Origin of the sequence: Neisseria sp. P0018.S001 (genome assembly GCF_051957355.1) — a bacterium.
Lineage (GTDB): Bacteria > Pseudomonadota > Gammaproteobacteria > Burkholderiales > Neisseriaceae > Neisseria > Neisseria subflava_A.
In genome coordinates, this window is record NZ_JBQCWN010000003.1 from 105,249 (window position 1) to 125,258 (window position 20,010).

17 protein-coding genes are annotated in these 20,010 nt (G+C 50.2%); all 17 read left to right on the top strand.

Going from position 1 to position 20,010, the window contains the following annotated elements; translation table 11 throughout:
* The first annotated feature begins 31 nt into the window (after positions 1-31).
* The 17 genes from ACTHTJ_RS03325 to ACTHTJ_RS03405 all read left to right on the top strand — a co-directional run bounded on the left by ACTHTJ_RS03325 (position 32) and on the right by ACTHTJ_RS03405 (position 19,931).
* A complete protein-coding gene (locus tag ACTHTJ_RS03325) occupies positions 32-874 on the top strand; it encodes a class II glutamine amidotransferase (RefSeq protein ID WP_070584708.1) in 843 nt (280 codons plus the stop codon).
* 199 nt (positions 875-1,073) lie between these two features.
* Positions 1,074-1,526: a transcriptional regulator NrdR gene (gene nrdR / locus ACTHTJ_RS03330; RefSeq protein ID WP_070584707.1), complete on the top strand. Its 453-nt coding sequence runs from the start codon at positions 1,074-1,076 to the stop codon at positions 1,524-1,526.
* Positions 1,527-1,540: 14 nt separating this feature from the next.
* Positions 1,541-2,644: a bifunctional diaminohydroxyphosphoribosylaminopyrimidine deaminase/5-amino-6-(5-phosphoribosylamino)uracil reductase RibD gene (gene ribD / locus ACTHTJ_RS03335; protein WP_107792217.1), complete on the top strand. Its 1,104-nt coding sequence runs from the start codon at positions 1,541-1,543 to the stop codon at positions 2,642-2,644.
* A gap of 572 nt (positions 2,645-3,216) precedes the next feature.
* Positions 3,217-4,524: a nucleotide sugar dehydrogenase gene (locus ACTHTJ_RS03340; RefSeq protein ID WP_070460459.1), complete on the top strand. Its 1,308-nt coding sequence runs from the start codon at positions 3,217-3,219 to the stop codon at positions 4,522-4,524.
* A 168-nt stretch (positions 4,525-4,692) separates the two neighbouring features.
* Complete coding sequence (locus ACTHTJ_RS03345) at positions 4,693-6,120, top strand: oligosaccharide flippase family protein (protein ID WP_070460460.1); 1,428 nt, start codon at positions 4,693-4,695, stop codon at positions 6,118-6,120.
* A gap of 42 nt (positions 6,121-6,162) precedes the next feature.
* Positions 6,163-7,473, top strand: a complete 1,311-nt coding sequence (locus ACTHTJ_RS03350) for an O-antigen ligase family protein (protein WP_070460461.1) — start codon at positions 6,163-6,165, stop codon at positions 7,471-7,473.
* Positions 7,470-8,540, top strand: a complete 1,071-nt coding sequence (locus ACTHTJ_RS03355; RefSeq protein WP_070584705.1) for a glycosyltransferase family 4 protein — start codon at positions 7,470-7,472, stop codon at positions 8,538-8,540. Before ACTHTJ_RS03350 ends, ACTHTJ_RS03355 begins: the two co-directional genes overlap by 4 nt.
* Positions 8,541-8,553: 13 nt before the next feature.
* Positions 8,554-9,726 carry a glycosyltransferase gene (locus tag ACTHTJ_RS03360; protein WP_070645328.1) on the top strand — a complete coding sequence of 391 codons (1,173 nt, stop codon included), beginning with the start codon at positions 8,554-8,556 and terminating at the stop codon, positions 9,724-9,726.
* On the top strand, positions 9,719-10,336 hold the full coding sequence (locus ACTHTJ_RS03365; protein ID WP_049333552.1) for a sugar transferase: 618 nt from the start codon (positions 9,719-9,721) through the stop codon (positions 10,334-10,336). The genes ACTHTJ_RS03360 and ACTHTJ_RS03365 overlap by 8 nt, the downstream gene beginning before the upstream one ends.
* Complete coding sequence (locus tag ACTHTJ_RS03370) at positions 10,323-11,297, top strand: ATP-grasp domain-containing protein (RefSeq protein WP_440360761.1); 975 nt, start codon at positions 10,323-10,325, stop codon at positions 11,295-11,297. Before ACTHTJ_RS03365 ends, ACTHTJ_RS03370 begins: the two co-directional genes overlap by 14 nt.
* Positions 11,290-11,982, top strand: a complete 693-nt coding sequence (locus ACTHTJ_RS03375; RefSeq protein WP_315037956.1) for an HAD family hydrolase — start codon at positions 11,290-11,292, stop codon at positions 11,980-11,982. The genes ACTHTJ_RS03370 and ACTHTJ_RS03375 overlap by 8 nt, the downstream gene beginning before the upstream one ends.
* A 13-nt stretch (positions 11,983-11,995) precedes the next feature.
* Positions 11,996-12,775 carry a methionyl-tRNA formyltransferase gene (locus ACTHTJ_RS03380; RefSeq protein ID WP_070584698.1) on the top strand — a complete coding sequence of 260 codons (780 nt, stop codon included), beginning with the start codon at positions 11,996-11,998 and terminating at the stop codon, positions 12,773-12,775.
* Entirely contained in the window at positions 12,768-13,943 is a 1,176-nt protein-coding gene (locus ACTHTJ_RS03385; RefSeq protein WP_070584696.1) for a DegT/DnrJ/EryC1/StrS family aminotransferase, read from the top strand. The genes ACTHTJ_RS03380 and ACTHTJ_RS03385 overlap by 8 nt, the downstream gene beginning before the upstream one ends.
* A 108-nt stretch (positions 13,944-14,051) precedes the next feature.
* The gene (locus ACTHTJ_RS03390) at positions 14,052-15,953 is read left to right on the top strand and encodes a polysaccharide biosynthesis protein (protein ID WP_070584694.1); all 1,902 of its coding nucleotides are present in this window, start codon (positions 14,052-14,054) and stop codon (positions 15,951-15,953) included.
* A gap of 43 nt (positions 15,954-15,996) precedes the next feature.
* Positions 15,997-17,124: a polysaccharide export protein gene (locus ACTHTJ_RS03395; RefSeq protein WP_070584692.1), complete on the top strand. Its 1,128-nt coding sequence runs from the start codon at positions 15,997-15,999 to the stop codon at positions 17,122-17,124.
* A 171-nt stretch (positions 17,125-17,295) separates the two neighbouring features.
* The gene (locus tag ACTHTJ_RS03400) at positions 17,296-17,745 is read left to right on the top strand and encodes a low molecular weight protein-tyrosine-phosphatase (protein ID WP_070584690.1); all 450 of its coding nucleotides are present in this window, start codon (positions 17,296-17,298) and stop codon (positions 17,743-17,745) included.
* 26 nt (positions 17,746-17,771) lie between these two features.
* The gene (locus tag ACTHTJ_RS03405) at positions 17,772-19,931 is read left to right on the top strand and encodes a polysaccharide biosynthesis tyrosine autokinase (protein WP_070584689.1); all 2,160 of its coding nucleotides are present in this window, start codon (positions 17,772-17,774) and stop codon (positions 19,929-19,931) included.
* Positions 19,932-20,010 lie beyond the last annotated feature (79 nt).

Genomic DNA, 20,010 nt, shown 5'->3' on the forward strand with positions numbered 1-20,010 from the left:
CATAAATACCCCAAAAATAAAGGTTAACGCCATGTGCCAACTGCTCGGCATGAATTGCAACACTCCCACAGACATCATGTTTTCTTTTGAAGGCTTCCGCCGCCGTGGCGGCATTACCGATCACCACGCCGACGGCTTCGGTATCGGCTTTTTCGAAGGCAAAGGCGTGCGCTTGTTTCACGACGACAAACCCAGCGCCAACTCGCCTGTTGCCGACTTGGTGCGCGCCTATCAGATCAAATCTGAAAACGTTATCGCCCATATCCGCAAGGCCTCACAAGGCCAGACCTCGTTGGCGAACACTCATCCCTTCATGCGCGAGATGTGGGGCGAATATTGGCTGTTTGCACACAACGGCCATTTGATTGATTTTTTTCCTGAGCAGGAAGAGTACTACCATGCCGTCGGCTCAACCGATTCCGAACGCGCGTTCTGCTTTATCCTCAACCGCCTGCGCAGCCGCTTTGCCACCAAGCCCGAACCTGAAGTTTTGTTTGACGCCATTGCCGGCCTGACTCATGAAATCCGCCGCTATGGCTTGTTCAACTTTGTGATGTCCAACGGCGACTGCCTGTTTGCCCACGCCAGCACCTTGCTGCACTACATCGTGCGCAAAGCCCCGTTTGGTAAAGCGCGTTTGCTGGACGATGATGTCATGGTCGATTTTTCAGAAGTGACCACCCCGAACGATAAAGTTTCTGTCATCGCCACCCTGCCCCTGACACGAGATGAAACCTGGTCGCAATTGGCAGTCAATGAATTGGTGATGTTTCAAGACGGCGACATTGTCCTCAGCGACCGCCCCGACAATCCGGTTTACATGAGCGCGGAAGAAGGTTTGGAAATCGCCCGTGCCGTCGGCGTATCGGTTTGACGTTTGATTGACTGAAAAACATAAGGCCGTCTGAAAGGCTCAACTTCGCTCAAGTTGCCCTTTCAGACGGCCTTTTTATACTTAATCCATAGTCAAAGCGTTTACTATACGAAAATAGCGCAATCCGCTACAATAATAGGTCACAAACAATGAATTCAATTGCTTAGCGACCTTGCCGAGCGTATGACAAGGAAACCCGATGAAGTGCCCGTTTTGCCAACACCCCAATACACAAGTAGCCGACTCGCGATGGCTGGAAGACACCAACAGCATCCGTCGCCGTCGCAAATGCTTGGAATGCGGACAACGCTTCAGCACCTTTGAAACCGTTGAAATGCGGATGCCGCAAGTCATCAAATCCAACGGCACACGGGTTCCCTTCAATCCGCACAAACTGCAAACCAGCCTTGAGCGCGCGCTGCACAAACGCCCTGTCACACAAGAACAAATCGATGAAACCGTTGCCCTTATCGAGCAGCGCCTCTACCGTTTGGGCAAAAAAGAAGTCGCTTCGCGCATCGTCGGCGAAATGGCGATGGAAGAGCTGGCAAAAATCGACCAAGTTGCCTATGTCCGCTTCGCGTCCGTCTATAAAAGCTTTAAAGACGTTTCCGAATTCACCCAAGTCATCGCCGAATGCAAAGCCAAATAAGGCCGTCTGAAACCATGTTTTCCGCACTTGATACCCAAATGATGCAAACCGCCCTCGAGCTGGCCAAGCTTGGGCGGTTTTCTACTTCCCCCAATCCCCGCGTCGGTTGCGTGATTGCACACGGCGCCCAAATCATCGGACAAGGTTTCCACGTCAAAGCAGGCGAGCCGCACGCTGAAGTTCACGCGTTAAGGCAGGCCGGAGCGGCGGCAAAAGGCGCAACAGCCTATGTCACGCTGGAACCTTGCAGCCATTACGGCCGTACACCACCGTGCGCCGAAGCGCTGGTTCATTCCGGCGTAACGCGCGTAGTCGCCGCCATGACCGACCCTAACCCGTTGGTCGCAGGCAAAGGCTTATCCATGCTGGAAGCCGCCGGAATCCGTACAGAAAGCGGTTTGCTGGAAGCTCAGGCGCGCGAACTCAACCGCGGTTTCCTGTCGCGTATCGAACGCGGCAGACCGTTTGTCCGCCTCAAATGCGCTGCCAGTTTGGACGGCAAAACCGCTCTTTCAGACGGCCGCAGCTTTTGGATTACCGGCGAAGCGGCACGCGAAGACGTACAAATTCTCCGTGCCGAAAGTTGCGCCGTTTTGACCGGTATCGGTACCGTACTTGCCGACAACCCGAAACTCAACGTTCGCAGCTTCCCCACCCTACGTCAACCTGCGCGTATCGTCTTGGACAGCCGACTGCAAATCCCTTTGGACTGCCACCTCGTGACCGATACCGAAAGCCCGACCGTTATCGTTACCCTTTCCTCAGACGAACAACGTTTGCAGGCTCTGAGTGCATTTGAACATATCCGCATCATCAGGCCGTCTGAACACATCAACGGTCGCATCAATCTTCTTTCACTCATGCCGCAACTGGCAGAGCTTGGCTTTGGCGAAGTTCTGGTAGAAGCCGGCTCAACACTTGCTTCAGCCTTCCTGAAGGATGACTTGGTGGATGAAATCGTCCTCTACCAAGCGCCGAAACTATTAGGCGCAGGCAAACCTCTTTTCTCCATTCCTGAAAATCCGGCCGTCCTGCTTTCAGACGGCCCTTGGCAAAGTCAATCAGTAGAAATCATCGGGCAGGACATTAAATGGGTTCTCCGGAAAAAATCCACCTAATTGCCTCAGCTTGATAATTAAACCATTTTCAATAGAATCTATCTATCATTTGCATGGCAATAAATGTGTTTTTCGCCGAAATATTATAATGACTATAACGTATTCCAATTTAAAACTTTGACTTGCACTAACTATCCTCGAGCTGATTGTCGACAAATTTTCCTTTTTTTCATCACAAAAGAATGAATTATTAAGATAAGTTAAACCATGAAAATTTGTTAAAAGTTTTTATTCTAGAAGGGTTTTAAACGGCATAAACGGTAGTTTAATTTCATGAACCATGCATTTGACAAAGAGATATTTAAAATTAAAACATTTGGTTGAGTGTAATTTCTAAAAATTCAATATTCAAAAATACCTTTTTCATACCTTACAGGCCGTCTGAACGACCGTTAAACTTTTTTGATTGAGACGAATCAGATAAGTGCTTATGATTCCGTCTAATGTAATTATAAGTATGGTTTTAAGGCTTCACACGATACGGCAGCCGGCTATGGCTATGCGGTTGCAGCAAACAACTCAGGCATCGGGAAAACACTCCCGATTTACTCATTCATTAAACGAAAGACATCATGAAAAACGTTACGATACAAAAATTTGCCGATAAGACCGCAAAAATCGGCATCGTTGGCTTAGGCTACGTCGGTTTACCACTGATGTTGCGCTATGTGGATATCGGTTACCAAGTTTTGGGTTTCGACATTGACACCAACAAAGTCGACAAGCTCAACAAAGGCGAAAGCTACATTGAGCATATCCCTTCCGACAAAATTGCCGCTGCTTCCAACAGCCTGTTTGAAGCAACGACCGACTTCTCCCGCATCGGCGAAGTAGAAGCCGTCATTTTGTGCGTACCGACTCCGCTGAACAAATACCGTGAGCCGGACATGAGCTTTGTGATTGACACTACCGATGCGGTAAAACCTTACCTGCGCGCCGGTCAAGTGCTGTCTTTAGAATCCACCACCTACCCCGGTACTACCGAAGAAGAATTGCTGCCACGTATGGAAGAAGGCGGCTTGAAAGTCGGTCAAGACGTGTTCTTAGTTTACTCTCCTGAGCGTGAAGACCCGGGTAACCCTAACTTTGAAACCCGTACCATTCCAAAAGTCATCGGCGGCCATACCCCTGCCTGTTTGGAAGTCGGCCTTGCGCTGTACCAACCTGCCATCGATAAAGTTGTTCCAGTAAGCTCCACCAAAGCTGCCGAGCTGACCAAACTCCTGGAAAACATCCACCGCGCCGTAAACATTGGCTTGGTGAACGAGATGAAAATCGTTGCCGACAAAATGGGCATCGACATTCACGAAGTCATCAATGCCGCTGCGACCAAACCGTTCGGCTTCGTTGCTTATTACCCAGGTCCAGGCTTGGGTGGTCACTGTATCCCTATCGACCCGTTCTACCTGACTTGGAAAGCACGCGAATACGGCGTAAACACCCGCTTCATCGAGCTTGCCGGCGAAGTAAACTCCCACATGCCTGACTACGTTATCGAAAAAGTCGGCCTGGCTTTGAATGACCACAACCGTTCTATCAAAGACAGCAAAATCTTGGTATTGGGTATCGCCTACAAGAAAAACGTGGACGATATGCGTGAAAGCCCGTCTGTAGAAGTGATGGACCGCCTGCACAAACTGGGCGCAGTGGTTTCCTACTCTGACCCGCACGTTCCAGAGTTTCCGCACATCCCCGGCCACCACTACTTCGACCTGAAGAGCGAAGCGCTGACTCCTGAAACTGTCGCCCAATACGATTGCGTGGTTCTGACCACCGATCACGACAAATTCGACTATGACATGATCACCGAACATGCCAAGCTGATTGTCGATACACGCGGCAAATTCCCAGTAAAAAATCCTAAAGTCATCAAAGCATAATCTTGCTTCAGACACATCCGGCTGCCTCCGGTTTCCCCGACCGGGACGGTAGCCGGTTTCCCAAGGCTATTTGTTTTTCAGACGGCCTTGGCAAACCGGCAACGGTAACAACACATACCCTACGAAAAACGCTCAGCTCGAACTTCTGGCCGTCTGAAAACAAATAATATGAACGCGAAAAAAATCCTCGGCTACGCATTGGGCCCGATAGGAAGCGCCGCTTTCGGCCTGCTTTCCCTGCCGCTCATCTCATGGTACTTCCCTGCGGAAGACATCGGCCGTATCGTACTCTTGCAGACCATTGCCGGACTGAGCATCCTGTTGCTGGGCTTGGGGCTGGACCAATCCTATATTCGCGACTATTACGCCGTTAAAGACAAGGCCGCGCTGTTCAAATCCGTTTTTTTATCGCCATTGATTCTGACTGTGGCGGTTGTGGTTTTAGTGTTACTGATAAACGCATCATGGCCGTCTGAAATCATTTTTGACATCCCCAGTGCAAATTTGGGGATTCTCTTTCTGATTTTCTTGGCCACTACGCTGATTACCCGTTTTTTAGCCTTGATTTTGCGGATGAAAGAGCAGGCATTGGCTTTTTCCGTCAGCCAGCTTGCGCCGAAATTCTTGATTTTGGTGTTGGTTTTTGCCGTGATTGCTTCCGGCTTACCTACCAATACTACTTCGCTGGTTTTTACCTACACCGCAGCCCAAGTGCTGACCGTTGTACTGTTGATATATCAGCTGCGCCAAGACCTGCAAGCCGTTTCCCATGCGAAATGGTCGCCCGAGCTGCATCGGGACGGCCTGCGCTACGGCCTGCCGCTGGCATTCGGCAACTTGGCCTATTGGGGCCTGACTTCGATTGACCGCTTTGTCCTCAAAGACATCTCGGGTTTGGACGAATTGGGCATCTATTCGATGGCAGTCAGCTTTGGTGCCGTCGCCTTGATTTTCCAAAGTGTGTTTTCCACTATTTGGGCGCCTTTGGTGTTCAAATGGGTAGAAGAAAAAACCAATCTGGATAAAATCGGCGACATCACGCTTTCCATGACCGTCCTCATCAGCGCAATGATTTGCCTCATTGGGATTTTCTCGCCGATGGTGACCTGGATACTGCCGGAAAAATACACGCAGGTTCAATTTATCCTGCTCTCGTGTATGCTCTTCCCCCTGTTTTACACGCTGACCGAAGTCAGCGGCATCGGTTTGAACGTTGTCCGCTCAACTTGGCTGATTACCGTCATCAACATCGTTGCCTTTATCGCCAATACCGCCCTGCTCTATCTGCTGGTACCGAAATTCGGTGCAAAAGGTGCGGCTATGGCCAGCGCAACGGCTTTTTGGCTGTTTTTCATCTTTAAAACCGAATTCTCTTCACGCCTGTGGCAGCCTTTGCCGCGCCTGAAGATTTATACAAACTCAACGCTCTGCCTGATGATCTGCCTTGCCTATACTTGGCTGGGTACGCGCGACAACTACATCTGGTTTGCGCTGGCATGGGCAGTCGGGCTAGGTTTCCTGTTCCTAAAATACAAACACGCACTATTTGCCGCGACCGAAAAAATCAAAGCCAAATTAAACCGTTCGGCAAAATAGCCAACCTGAGATTCAGGTCTCTACGATAACAACAGAACGACTATGAAAATAAAACGTCTAAATTTATACACTTACATCCTATACATTATGTTTACAGCTTATATGCTGGGGCCGGCGCTGTCTTTTAAAATCGGCGTACCGCGCATCGATAATCCTTTATCGTTGTTGTTCGTATTGATTGGCCTTGCCGTATTCTTTTTGGAGGGCAAGCATATTCCGCGCAAAATTTTTGTCATGCTCTGCGCCCTGGCCGCCATGTGTATTTGGCCGGCCATCCACATGGGCATTACATCGCTGATACCGACTCAATACATGGACATCTTGTTTTTTATGGCGGTGCCGGTTTTTTTCTACTTGTTTTACCAAGTGCTTATGCGCGCTGAAGATCCATTGGGCGTTATTCAGAAGTTTTTATTGGTCTTTGCCCTTTATGTTGCCATTCCACCATTTGTGGAATTGATTACCGGCATTCAGTTTGTCAGTGCCAGTGATGAACTGGCCATTAAAGAAGGCTCGCTCAAAGGGCTGTTTTTCAACCCCAACAACCTTGCTGCTACTGCCGTTTGCCTCGCACCCGCCATCCTGTTTTTCTTTCAACTGCAAGGACGCAAACACAAAGAGAAACTACTGGGCTGGGGATTATATTTACTACTAGGTATGGCCATTTTTGTTTGCGTATCAAGAACAGCTATTGCCTGCTACCTTTTGATTTCACTCATTTATATAGCTTATCGTAAAAATGGTTTTATTACCGTTATTGCCACAGGACTGCTCGCGTTAACATTATCGATGATTCCATCCCGTGTCATCGCGGAATTTTTGCTGTCACTTAACGGCAACCCTTTTCTTGAACGTTTTTCCAGCCGCGTGTACCTTTTTCTATTCGATTTAGACAGCGACAACTCTGTGTCCTACCGTCAGGAGATTTACAACTATTTTTGGAATAATCCGCCCCTGTTGCTAACCGGCTACGGACCAAAAAATTTTCGCGACTATTTTGGCGGCCACTTGAGTAACAGCCTGGGTTTTGAAAATCCGCACAGTTTCATCATCGAACTGTATTTGGGTTTCGGCATAATTTCCCTGCTCGGTTTTATTGCATTTGTAGCGTTTTATTTCCTCTACACTACCTCAAGCCGTGCACTAACCAACAAATCACGCGTACTGGCTTGGGTAACTTTGGGCATTTTCTTGTTGGCAGGTTTTATTCCGTCCACCATTTTGCGTATGCCCTTCATCTGGCTACCCTGCCTGCTGATTTACATTTACAGCGCATTTGTCGCATCCAAATTACAAAATCAGGCCGCTTACACATATAGCTATACCCCATCTAAAACAAAGGGAATATCATGAAAATCACCCTGACTACCTCCATGTCTGGCCTCGGTGGCACTGAAAACGCCACTTTCCGCCTTGGTCGCCTGCTCAAACAACGCGGACACGATATCGTATTGGCCTCTTCAGACGGCCCTTTGATTCAGGAAGCGCAAGCATTGGGCATCCGTTGGCAGCCGATTGATTTTTACCAAGGTGGTCTTTTGGGTTACGTCAAAGGCATGTTTGCCTATATGAAACTGCTGAAAAAAGAGAAGCCCGATGTGATTCACTGCCAAATGGCGCGTATCGTTCCGGCCTGTGCCATTGCAGCCAAGCTCGCTTCGCCGAAAACCAAAGTGTTCTACCACGCGCGCGGCCTTGATCCGGAAACTTATCCGAAAATCGCCAAGCTTTTCGACAAGCTGGGCGTGTACATCATCGGCAACTGCAAACACGAACGTGAAAAACTCATCCGTTACGGTTTCCCTGCCAACCGCATCACCTACACCTACAATGCCCTGCACAAAGTAGATTTCGTTCCTGAAAAAACAGTCAAAGACTATGTCCAACTGGGCACGCTTTCCCGTTTGGACACCGTCCGCGCTGTGCATCTGATGTTGGATATTTTGAAGAAAATGGTTGACCGCGGTATGCCTGTACGCCTCAACGTTGCAGGCATCGGCGAAGAAATGGACAACCTCAAAGCCCAAGCCAAACGTTTAGGCATTGAAGACAAAGTCACCTTCCTCGGCGGCGTCCGCGACTTGACCGGCTACTTCAAAGAAGTCGATATTTTGGTGAACACGCCGCATTGCGTGGGCGACCACGGCGCAGGTGTCGGCAACAATATTTTGGAAGCCGGCCTTTACGACACGCCTGTCGTGACCTACAACATGGCGGGCATTTCCGAAATGGTCATTACCGGCCAAACCGGCTACTGCATTCCTTTCGGCGATGACGAAGCATTTATCGAAGCCGTCGATACACTCATCAAGCATCCGGAGTTGCGCGGTCAAATGGGTAAAGCCCTGCACAAACACGTCGAAACCTTATGCTCCGACGACGAAATCTACCGCACCACCATGGCTGCGTACGAAATGTAAGGCTATCTGAAACATGAACATTACCATCGTCGCCCCTTATTGCTCACTGCCGTCCGAGCCGCATTTCAACCGCTTCTGGTATCTTGCCGAGCTGTTGTCGCAGTCGCATGACGTGTTGCTGATTACCAGCAACTTCAAGCACTACGACAAATCTTTCAGACGGCCCGAAGATGCAGAGGCCGCCTCACAAGGCCGTCTGAAAGTCATGCTGTTGGAAGAAAGTGGATACAGCAAAAACGTGTCTTTAGAACGCTTGGCCAGCCATCACCACTTCGTCAAACATTTTGAAAAATGGTTGGAAAACTGCCGTCCGGGCGAACAAGACGTCGTCTTTTCCGCCTATCCGCTGATTGCCACCAACCTGCTGTTGGGCAAACACAAAGCGCGTTTGGGTTACAAACTGATTGTCGATGTGCAGGACGTATGGCCGGAGTCTTTCTCCTCAGTCGTACCGTTTTTGAAAAAAGTACCGCACAACCTGCTGCCCTTTGCTTCACGCGCCAACCAGGCCTACCGTTACGCCGACGCGCTGGTTGCCGTATCGCAGACTTATCTCGACCGCGCCAAAGAAGCCAATCCGAATGTACCTGGCGAAGTCGTCTATATCGGTGCTGACTTTCCCAAACTCGATGCCGCGCCTGCCAAAGATTTTGGCGACGACAAAACCCGCTTTTTCTACTTGGGCACGCTCAGTTACAGCTATGACGTGGAAACCGTGTGCAAAGGCGTTCTCAAGCTGTTGGACGCCGGCGAAAACGTCGAGTTGCACATCATGGGCGGCGGCCCTGATTTGGACAGGCTCAAACAATACGCCTGCGACGACATCAAGTTTTACGGCTACATTCCCTATGCCGAAATGATGTCGGTTGCCAAGGGCTGCGACATTGCCATCAACGCCATCCAGTCCTATTCAATGGCATCGATTACCAACAAACTCTCCGACTATATGGCTTTGCAAAAACCGATTCTGAACAGCCAAGTCAACGACGAAGTTGCCGAAGTCCTTACCCTGCTGCCGCATGCGAACTACCATTCCGGCGATGTGGACGGTTTCGTTCAAGCCGCCAAAGATATTTTGAAGCGCAAAAGCGATCCTGTTCAGTCCGAAGAAATCGTCGGCCGCTTCAAACGCGACGTTGCCTATCAAAAAATCGTCAACCTGATTGAAAGATTAGCTCATGAATAAATTTTTCAAACGCCTGTTTGACATTGTCGCCTCCGCTTCAGGACTGATTATCCTGTCGCCTGTGTTTTTGATTTTGGTGTACCTCATCCGTAAAAACCTAGGCTCGCCCGTGTTCTTCATCCAAGAGCGGCCGGGCAAAGATGGCAAGCCTTTTAAAATGATTAAATTCCGCTCCATGCGCGATGCAATCGACAAAGACGGCAACCCACTGCCGGACAGCGAACGCCTGACCGATTTCGGCAAAAAATTACGTGCCACCAGTTTGGACGAACTTCCTGAATTATGGAATGTCTTAAAAGGTGAGATGAGTCTAGTTGGCCCTCGTCCGCTGCTGATGCACTATCTGCCGTTGTACAACGACTTTCAAAACCGCCGCCACGAAATGAAACCGGGCGTGACCGGTTGGGCTCAAGTCAATGGCCGCAACGCCATTTCATGGGATGAAAAATTCGCCCACGATGTTTGGTACATCGACAACTTTAGCTTTTGGCTGGATATAAAAATTTTGTTCCTGACAGTTAAAAAAGTCTTCGTCAAAGAAGGCATCTCAGCCGAAGGGGAAGCCACAATGCCTTATTTCACGGGTAACAAAACTGATGAAAAAAAATAATATACTGATTCTGTCGGCAGGTCGCCGTGTCGAATTGGTGCAGGACTTTCAAACCGAAGCCGCACGTTTTTCAGACGGTATCGGCGTTTTTGCCACTGACCTCAACCCCCACATGTCTTCTGCCTGCCATGTTGCCGACCGCACTTTCAGCGTGCCGCGTATCGATGCAGCCGAATACATTGACAGCATTTTCGAGTTGGCCAAACAACACGACATCGGTCTGATTGTGCCAACCATCGATACCGAGCTGCTCAAACTGGCCGAAGCACGTGACCGTTTTGAAGCTGAAGGAATACATATTGTCATTTCCGATGCAAAACTGATTACCCTGTGCCGCGACAAGCGCCTGACCTCAGGCCTGTTTGCACAATACAGCATCCGTTCGCCTGAAATTTACGAACGGGACCGCCTGGTTTTCCCATGTTTTACCAAGCCTTATGACGGCAGCCGCGCCATCGGTGCGAAAAAAATCAACACACCGGCTGATTTGACTGTCGACATTACCGAAGACCCGAAAATGATGTTCACCCAATACATCGATATCGAGAATACTTTTTCCGAATTTACCGTCGATATGTATTACGACCGTCAAGGCCGTCTGAAATGCGCCATTCCTCGTGAACGTTTGGAAGTGCGCACCGGCGAAGTCAGCAAAGGCGCAACCCGACGCAATGCCCTGTATAAAGAGCTGGTTGAAAAAATGGCCGTATTGGAAGGCGCACGCGGCTGCATTACCGCGCAATTCTTCGTCAGCAAAACCGACAGCACGACCTACGGCGTGGAAATCAACCCTCGTTTCGGCGGCGGTTTCCCGCTGACTTACGCCGCAGGCGGCAACTATCCGGGCTGGCTAATTCAAGAATACATCGACGGCCAAGACATCCCTTTCTCCGACGACTGGGAAAACAATTTAATCATGCTTCGTTATGATGCTAAGATTTTGGTAAGAGAACATGATTAAACCGGAAGAATCCGTCATCGTCTTCGATCTTGACGATACGCTTTACTCTGAGTACGACTACAAATGCTCCGGAATACAGGCAGTTGTAGGGACAATTACGTCGCTTTACCCACAATACGATGCCGACGTACTAAATGAAATTGCAGACAATAAAAGTAAAGACTGGCTCGAAAATTTGTGTCATCATTGCAAATTAAACGAACTAGAGAAACAATCACTTTTGTGGCAATATCGACTACACAGGCCTGTTATCCGACCCTATGTCGAACCGTCTTTTTTACAGAAGCTGATGCGCCCTTTTGCCGCACGCGCCCTGATTACAGACGGCCGCAGTCTGACACAGCGTTTGAAAATACAGGCCTTGGGTTTGACCGATTTGTTTGACAACATTTTGATTTCGGAAGCCATGCAATCGGAAAAACCCGACGATAAGCGTTTTGTCTTCCTGCAAAACAAATATCCAGCTGCAAAACGTTTCATCTACATCGGCGACAACATCAAAAAAGATTTTGTCGCACCCAACAAACTGGGTTGGCTCTCCATAGGCATCATGCCTAAGCCGCACAATATTCATCAAGCCGATCCCGAGCAATACGGTCGTGAATATCAGCCCACCCTTTGGATAAACACCCTGGAAGAATTGGCTACACTGACAACTTCCGCCACCGAAAAAGCAAATGCATAAGGGACATTTCTCCATGAAAATCTTATTTATGGGTCGTAAACAGGTTTCCGCCAACCTGCTTCGTTTTTTGACCAAACAAGACCATATCGAAATCGTCGGTGTCTTGACCGACAGCCATCTGCAAGGCTCGCCGACCACGGCTGCCGCGCAGGAATTGGGCTTACCCCTGTACACCTTCGATACGGCTTTGGAAGCAATGCGAGAAGGCCGTCTGAAATACGATTTGGGCTTGTCCGTCCTTTACTGGCGCAAGCTGCGTGATGAATTCCTGAGCATTCCGACTTTAGGCACGATCAACTTCCACCCTGCGCTGTTACCCGAATACAAAGGCACGGGCGGCTACAATCTGGCCATCATGGACGAGCTGAACGAATGGGGCAATACCGCCCACTACGTCGATGCTTCCATCGATACCGGCGAAATCATCGAAGTGGATCGTTTCCCTATCGAAGCTGAAACAGAAACCGCCCAATCTCTCGAACGCAAAACCATGCAGGCATTGGAAGATTTCGCGCGACGCATCATCACCCGCGCCATCGAGTCAAAAACCAAATTGCCGACTACGCCAAACATCGGTGGCCGCTACGTCAGCCGTGATGAGATGGAAGCCATGAAGCAAATCCGCGACGGCGACGATGTGGAGAAAAAAATCCGTGCGTTTTGGTTCCCGCCTTACGACGGCGCATACGTCGAAATCAACGGTCAGAAATACACCCTGATCAACCGCCAACTGCTGGAAGAAATCGCCCCCAAAGGCTCAACCAGTCTTTTCGCAGGAAAAACAAATGCTTAATACATCACTCTCCCCATGGCCAAGCTTTACTCAAGAAGAAGCCGATGCCGTTTCCAAAGCCCTGCTGTCCAACAAAGTCAATTATTGGACGGGCACCGAATGCCGCGAATTTGAAAAAGAATTTGCTGCTTTTGTCGGCACACAATACGCCGTCGCCCTTTCCAACGGTACATTGGCTTTGGACGTAGCCCTCAAAGCAATGGGCATCGGCCAAGGCGATGATGTGATTGTCACTTCGCGCACTTTCTTGGCTTCCGCGTCATGTATCGTGACCGCCGATGCAAATCCTGTGTTCGCCGATGTCGATTTGAACAGCCAAAACATCAGCGCCGAAACCATCAAAGCCGCTTTGACGCCAAACACCAAAGCCATCATCGTGGTTCACCTTGCCGGTATGCCGGCCGAAATGGACGACATTATGGCGTTGGCAAAAGAACATAACTTGTGGGTTATCGAAGACTGCGCCCAAGCGCACGGTGCAAAATACAAAGGCAAATCCGTCGGCTCTATCGGCCACGTCGGCGCTTGGTCGTTCTGCCAAGACAAAATCATGACCACCGGCGGCGAAGGCGGCATGGTAACCACCAACGACAAAGAGTTGTGGAGCAAAATGTGGTCATACAAAGACCACGGCAAAAGCTACGATGCCGTGTACAACCGCGAACACGCACCCGGTTTCCGCTGGTTGCACGAAAGCTTCGGCACCAACTGGCGCATGATGGAAATGCAGGCGGTCATCGGCCGCATCCAGCTCAAACGCATGCCCGAATGGACTGCCCGCCGTCAAGCTCACGCCGCCAAACTGGCTGAAAGCTTGGGCAAATTTGCCAGCATCCGTTTGGTTGAAGTTGCCGACTACATTGAACATGCGCAATACAAGTTCTACGTTTTCGTCAAACCCGAACACCTGAAAGACGGCTGGACACGCGATCGCATCGTCAACGAACTGATCGCGCGCAAAGTCCCATGCTATCAAGGCAGTTGCTCCGAAGTGTATTTAGAAAAAGCCTTCGACGACACGCCTTGGCGTCCGAAAGAGCGTTTGAAAAACGCTGTCGAGTTGGGCGATACCAGCCTGATGTTCTTGGTGCACCCAACCCTGACCGATGAAGAAATTGCGTTCTGCAAAGAAAACATCGAAGCCGTATTGACTGAAGCCACGTCATAATCATTTTCAGACGGCCTGCAACTTCAGGCCGTCTGAAAAAATAAAACAGCCTGCTTCAAACAATCCGTACCAAGCCACATTACAACACTCAGACACAAGAAATATAAAATGAACTTGGAAACCCTGCTGGCTCTGCCGCGCAACCTTAAAAAAACCTTCTTCGTCATCCACGATATCTTGATGATATTCGTGGCGTTTTGGTTTGCCCAAAGCCTCAAAGTGCAATATTCCGACGAATGGTTGAGTATCGCCAACTGGCTGGCTTTCGGCAGCACCGCTGTGCTGACCATCATCCTTTTCATCCGTATTGGCCTCTATCGCGCCGTAACACGCTTCGTCAGCATCCGCGTCCTGACCGCCGCCGCATTCGGCAGCATCATTTCAGCGGTCTTGTTCTGCCTGACCACCCTGATTTTTGAGCAAAAACTACACCTTGCCCTGCCTATCGTCTATTTCTTGGTCTTGGTGGTCGGCGTGACCAGCTCGCGCATGATCCTGCGCGCTATTCTGACCGACCATCACCGTAAACAGATGACCCCCGTCATCATCTACGGCGCAGGCCAATCCGGCCGCCAGTTGTTGGAAGCCATCAAACAGGTTAACGAATATTCGGCCATCGCCTTTGTCGATGACAACCCAAAAATCCAACGTACCGTCATCTATGACCTTGCCGTCTACAACCCCAACGAAATCCCGATGCTGATCAGCCGTTACGGCGTCCGCAAAATTCTGCTGGCGATTCCAAGTTCTACGCCTGAAGAACGCAAAGACATCATTCGCCGCCTCGAAGCATACAAATGCGAAGTCCTGACCATTCCGGGCATGAAGGATTTGGTGGACGGCAAAATCAACGTCAGCTCATTGAAAAAAATCTCTGTGGTCGATTTGCTCGGCCGCGCCCCTGTGACACCGCGCCCTGAATTAATGAGTGCCGACATCAGCGACAAAGTCGTGATGGTGACCGGCGCAGGCGGCTCTATCGGCTCCGAACTTTGCCGTCAGATTCTCAACTGCCGTCCGACCAAACTGCTGTTGTTTGAATTGTCCGAATTTGCCCTATACAGCATAGACAAAGAATTGCGCGAAACCCAAGCCGCGCAAGGCAGCCAAGTCGAAGTCGTACCGCTTTTGGGTTCGGTTCAAAACAAAGAACGCCTTAGCAGCATCATGAAGGCCTATCACGTCGACACCGTTTATCATGCCGCGGCCTATAAACACGTCCCTATGGTCGAGTTCAACACCATCGAAGGCATTCAAAACAACGTGTTCGGCACACTCTGCTGCGGACAGGCTGCCGTAGATGCGGGCGTTTCCACCTTTGTTTTGATTTCCACCGACAAAGCCGTCCGTCCGACCAACACCATGGGCGCCAGCAAACGCATGGCCGAACTCTGCCTGCAAGCGCTTGCCGCCGAGCCGGAGCAAAAAACACGCTTCTGCATGGTGCGTTTCGGCAATGTATTGGGTTCGTCCGGCTCCGTTGTCCCCGTATTTGAAAAACAAATTGCCGAAGGCGGCCCGATTACCCTGACCCACCAAGACATTACCCGCTACTTCATGACGATTCCCGAAGCGGCGCAACTGGTTATCCAAGCCGGCGCAATGGGTAAAGGTGGCGACGTATTCGTCCTCGACATGGGTGAATCCGTAAAAATCATCGACCTTGCCCGTCAAATGATTGTCCTCAGCGGCCTCAAAGTGAAAGACGAGCAACACCCACACGGCGACATCGAAATCAAGATTACCGGCCTGCGCCCGGGCGAGAAACTTTATGAAGAACTGCTCATCGGTGATGAGGTGCAAAAAACCACTCATCCCCGTATTATGACCGCCAGTGAAGTAATGCTTCCATGGACGCAATTATCTGACATACTGTCGGAACTCGAAACTGCTTGTCTCCAAAGCGACCAAAACAGCCTGCGCCAGCTTCTGTTACGCGCACCGACAGGCTTCGTACCTAAAGACGGTATCTGCGACTTGGTTTGGCAACAAAACAATAATGCCGTCTGAACATTTTCAGACAGCCCAGACACCATCCCGCAAGGACTACTACATGAAAAAAACACTCTCCCTGCTTACTCTATTAGCACTGACTGCCTGTAACAGCACGACAGTCATTCCTGGTTCAACCATCAAAACCAGAACCAAAACCATTGTTTACACCGATACCGACACCGCAGCCGATACCAACCTCGACAGCCGCGTTGCCGTTTACCCCATCACACCCAACCTGATTGAAAAAATGCGCAAGCCGCCTGTACTTTCCCAAAACAACCAAGGTTTGGAGCAAAGAAAAAGTGCTTACCGCTACCGCATCGGCAGCGGCGACGTCCTCAATATCATGGTTTGGGCGCACTCCGACCTCAACTCCCCTATCCAGCAAAGCAACCCGCAAACCAACCAAGTCAGCCGCGGTGCCTGGGTAGATGAGGGCGGTTATATTACTTATCCATTGGCAGGCAAAATTCAAGCCAAAGGCAAAACTTTGGACGAATTGCAAAACACCCTAACCAGCCTTCTGAAACGCTACATTAAAAATCCTCAAGTAGCGATCAACGTTACCGAATTCCGTTCGCAACGTATTTCAGTATCCGGTGCCATCAACCAAGCAGGTCAGCTGCCGATTACCAATATCCCGATGACCATTTTGGATGCCATCAACCAAGCAGGCGGCGTCACCCAAAGTGCCGACACCCAACACATCAAATGGACGCACAACGGCGTCGACCGCACCCTCTCCCTGCAAGACATGCTGCAATACGGCGATATGTCGCAAAACCATCTTCTCAGCCATGGCGACATCGTTTACGTTCCTAACAGCAGCAACAACAAAATCTACATCATGGGTGAAGTCGGCAAACAAGCCACTCTGCCGATCGGCAATCACGGCCTCAACCTGACCCAAGCGCTCGGCGAAGTCGGCGGCATGAACCAAAACTATGCTGATGCAACCGGCGTATTCGTGATCCGCCGCGCACCAGAAGATGCGGCCAAACCTATCCACATCTATCAGCTCAACCTGAAAGATGCGACTTCTTACGCACTGGGCAGCGAATTCAAACTGCGTTCGGAAGATACCGTTTACGTTACCGCCGCCCCGGTTACCCGTTGGAACCGCGTAATGTCACAAATTACCAACTCCATCAGCAACGTCAACACCCTCGACAATACGTTTAAATAAGCAGTGGTTCCTGCTGTCAGACCCTTGTTTGACAGCAGGATACAAAATTACACACAATCCAAACCAATTACATAAACGGCATACAAAAGCCGTACACACCGCACAAACGGAAAAGCAGTATCTTATAGTCTGACTCACGCTTTTTTCAGACCATAAACCGAAAACAATATCATGTACCACAACATACTCATCGTCTGCCTAGGCAACATCTGCCGCTCCCCTACAGCAGAGCGGATCATGCAGAAAAAACTACCCGGCCATCAAATCAGCAGCGCCGGCATAAAAGCACTGGCAGGGAAGGATGCCGATTTCCAAGCCATTAAAACCGCACTCAAACACGGCGTTATCGTTGCAGGCCATACGGCACGCCAGCTGACCGCACAAATGTGCGAGCAGGCCGATTTGATTCTTGTGATGGAGCCCAGTCAAATCGATATGGTAGCCGACATCCATTCGCCGGCACGCAGCAAAACCATGCTGTTTGCCCAATGGTTACCTAAAAAAACCGTACCTGACCCATACAAACAAAGCAGCGAAATGTTTGAAGCCGTTTTTGAACAGCTCAATGCTGCCGCAGACACTTGGAAAACCAAACTAAACGGAAAAACTCAACCGGTATAAAACCGGCATGAACAAGAAAGCAAGCAATGAAAAAAACGACCTACATACCTTACAGCGCAGACAACGACGACATCGACTTCGGCCAACAGCTGCGCGTAATTTGGACAAATAAATACAAAATCCTCGCTGCCCTGCTTGCAGGCGGCGTTCTTGGCGCAGCCTTCAGCCTGGCATCCACTCCGCAATACCGTGCCGATGCCATGCTGGAAATTGAAACGCGACAAAACCAAATCCTGACCGAAATCAACAGCATCTTCAACAACCAAACCACGCCGTCTGAAGCAGAAGTCGAGCTGGTTCAATCACGCTTGGTGCTGGGTAAAACCGTCGATGACCTTCAGCTTGACCAAGAAGTCAAAGCCAAATACACACCCGTTATCGGCAGCCTGATGCACAACATTAGCGGCGACCCCGATCCTAAATTGACCGTCGGCAGCTTTACCGTACAAGACGAATGGTTCAACAAAACCTTCACGCTGACCGCCAAAAGCAACAAGGCCTATACCCTTACCCTGCCTGACAAACGCGTCGTCGAAGGCAAGGTCGGCGTGCCTCTGAAAATCAACAATCACACCACCCTCAAAATCGATCAAATACTGGCCAATCCGGGTCAAGAATTTGCGTTGACCAAGTTCTCCCGCATCAGCGCCATCGAAAACATCCAAAACAAACTGGCTGTTATCAGCAAAGGTAAAACTAGCCCCATCATCAACCTTGCCTTTACCGGCACCGACCCTAAACGTACCAGCGTCATCCTCAACAGCATTGCCGACAACTACGTTGCGCAAAACCGTGAACGCGATGTCCAAGTTGCATCCAGCGGTTTGGCCTTCATCAGCGAAGAATTGCCACGCTTGAAAGAAACCTTGCAAGACGCTGAAAACAAACTCAATGCCTACCGCCAACAATCAGGCTCTCTCGACATTCCACTCGAGTCCAAAGGCGCATTGGAAAGCCTGACCAGCATCGAAACCCAAATTACCCTGCTCAAAACCGAAGAAGCAGGCTTAGCCGAGCTGTACACGCCGGAACACCCTTCCTATAAAGCCGTATTGGACAAACTTGCCGTTCTCGAGCGCGCTAAAAACAAAATTAATCAACAAATCGCCGAGTTGCCGAATACCCAACAAGAAGTTATCCGCCTGACCCGCGACGTAGAAACCAACCAGGCTACCTACGTCCAACTGTTGAGCAAACAACAAGAACTCAACATCATGAAAGCCAGCGCGCAAGGTAATGTCCGCATCGTCGATTATGCCTATGTCCCTGAAAACCCCGTTGCACCGCGTAAAGCCGTCATCACACTCCTGAGCGCACTTGCCGCAGGTTCATTGACCGCTTTGTGGCTCATGATCGGCAACCGCATGAAAAACGGCATTACGTCATCTGCAGAAATCGAAAACCTCAATTTGGAAGTCGTCGCTCTTGTTCCGCACTCCAAAACCCAGCAAAAACGCGACTTCTTCAAAAGCAAATTCAAAAAAACCGGCGGCCGTTCCAACTATCTGCTGGCCAGCGAAGACCGCGCCGATACTGCCGTAGAAGCCATCCGCGCCCTGCGCACCAATATCTACTTCTCCATGCTGGACGCGCCTAACAACATCCTCATGATTACCGGTGCCGCGCCTGAAGCAGGTAAATCCTTTATCTCCGCCAACCTCGCCACCGTAATGGCGCAGTCAGGCAAACGCGTTCTGCTTATCGATACCGATATGCGCAAAGGCTACCTCGACCGACTCTTCGGCCTTACCCCCGAGTTCGGCTTGTCTGACATCCTCAACGGCAAAGCGGCTCCGGCCAAAGCCGTACAAGAGACCGGCATTGAAAACCTCCACCTCATCAGCAGCGGCAGCTATCCTAGCAATCCATCCGAGCTTTTGATGGACAAACGTTTCAACGAGTTGCTCGCCCACGCGCGCCAACGCTACGATTACGTCATCTTGGACACGCCGCCTGTATTGGCCGTGACCGACGCCGTCATCATCGGCCAACATGCAGGCACCGTCCTGATGATAAGCCGTTATGCACACACGCGTGCACGAGAGCTTGAGGCCAGCGTTGAACGCCTCAAACAAAACCGTATCAACATCAAAGGTGTCGTCCTCAACGGCATGAAGCGCGAAGCCAACAACAGCTACGACTACTACGCCTACGATGCCTACCATTCCGGTAACAATAAATCATAAACCGAAGCAGGCCGTCTGAACTTTCAGACGGCCTAAGGCTTTTTAAACGGCACAAAAAATTTTTCACAAACGCCGCCCT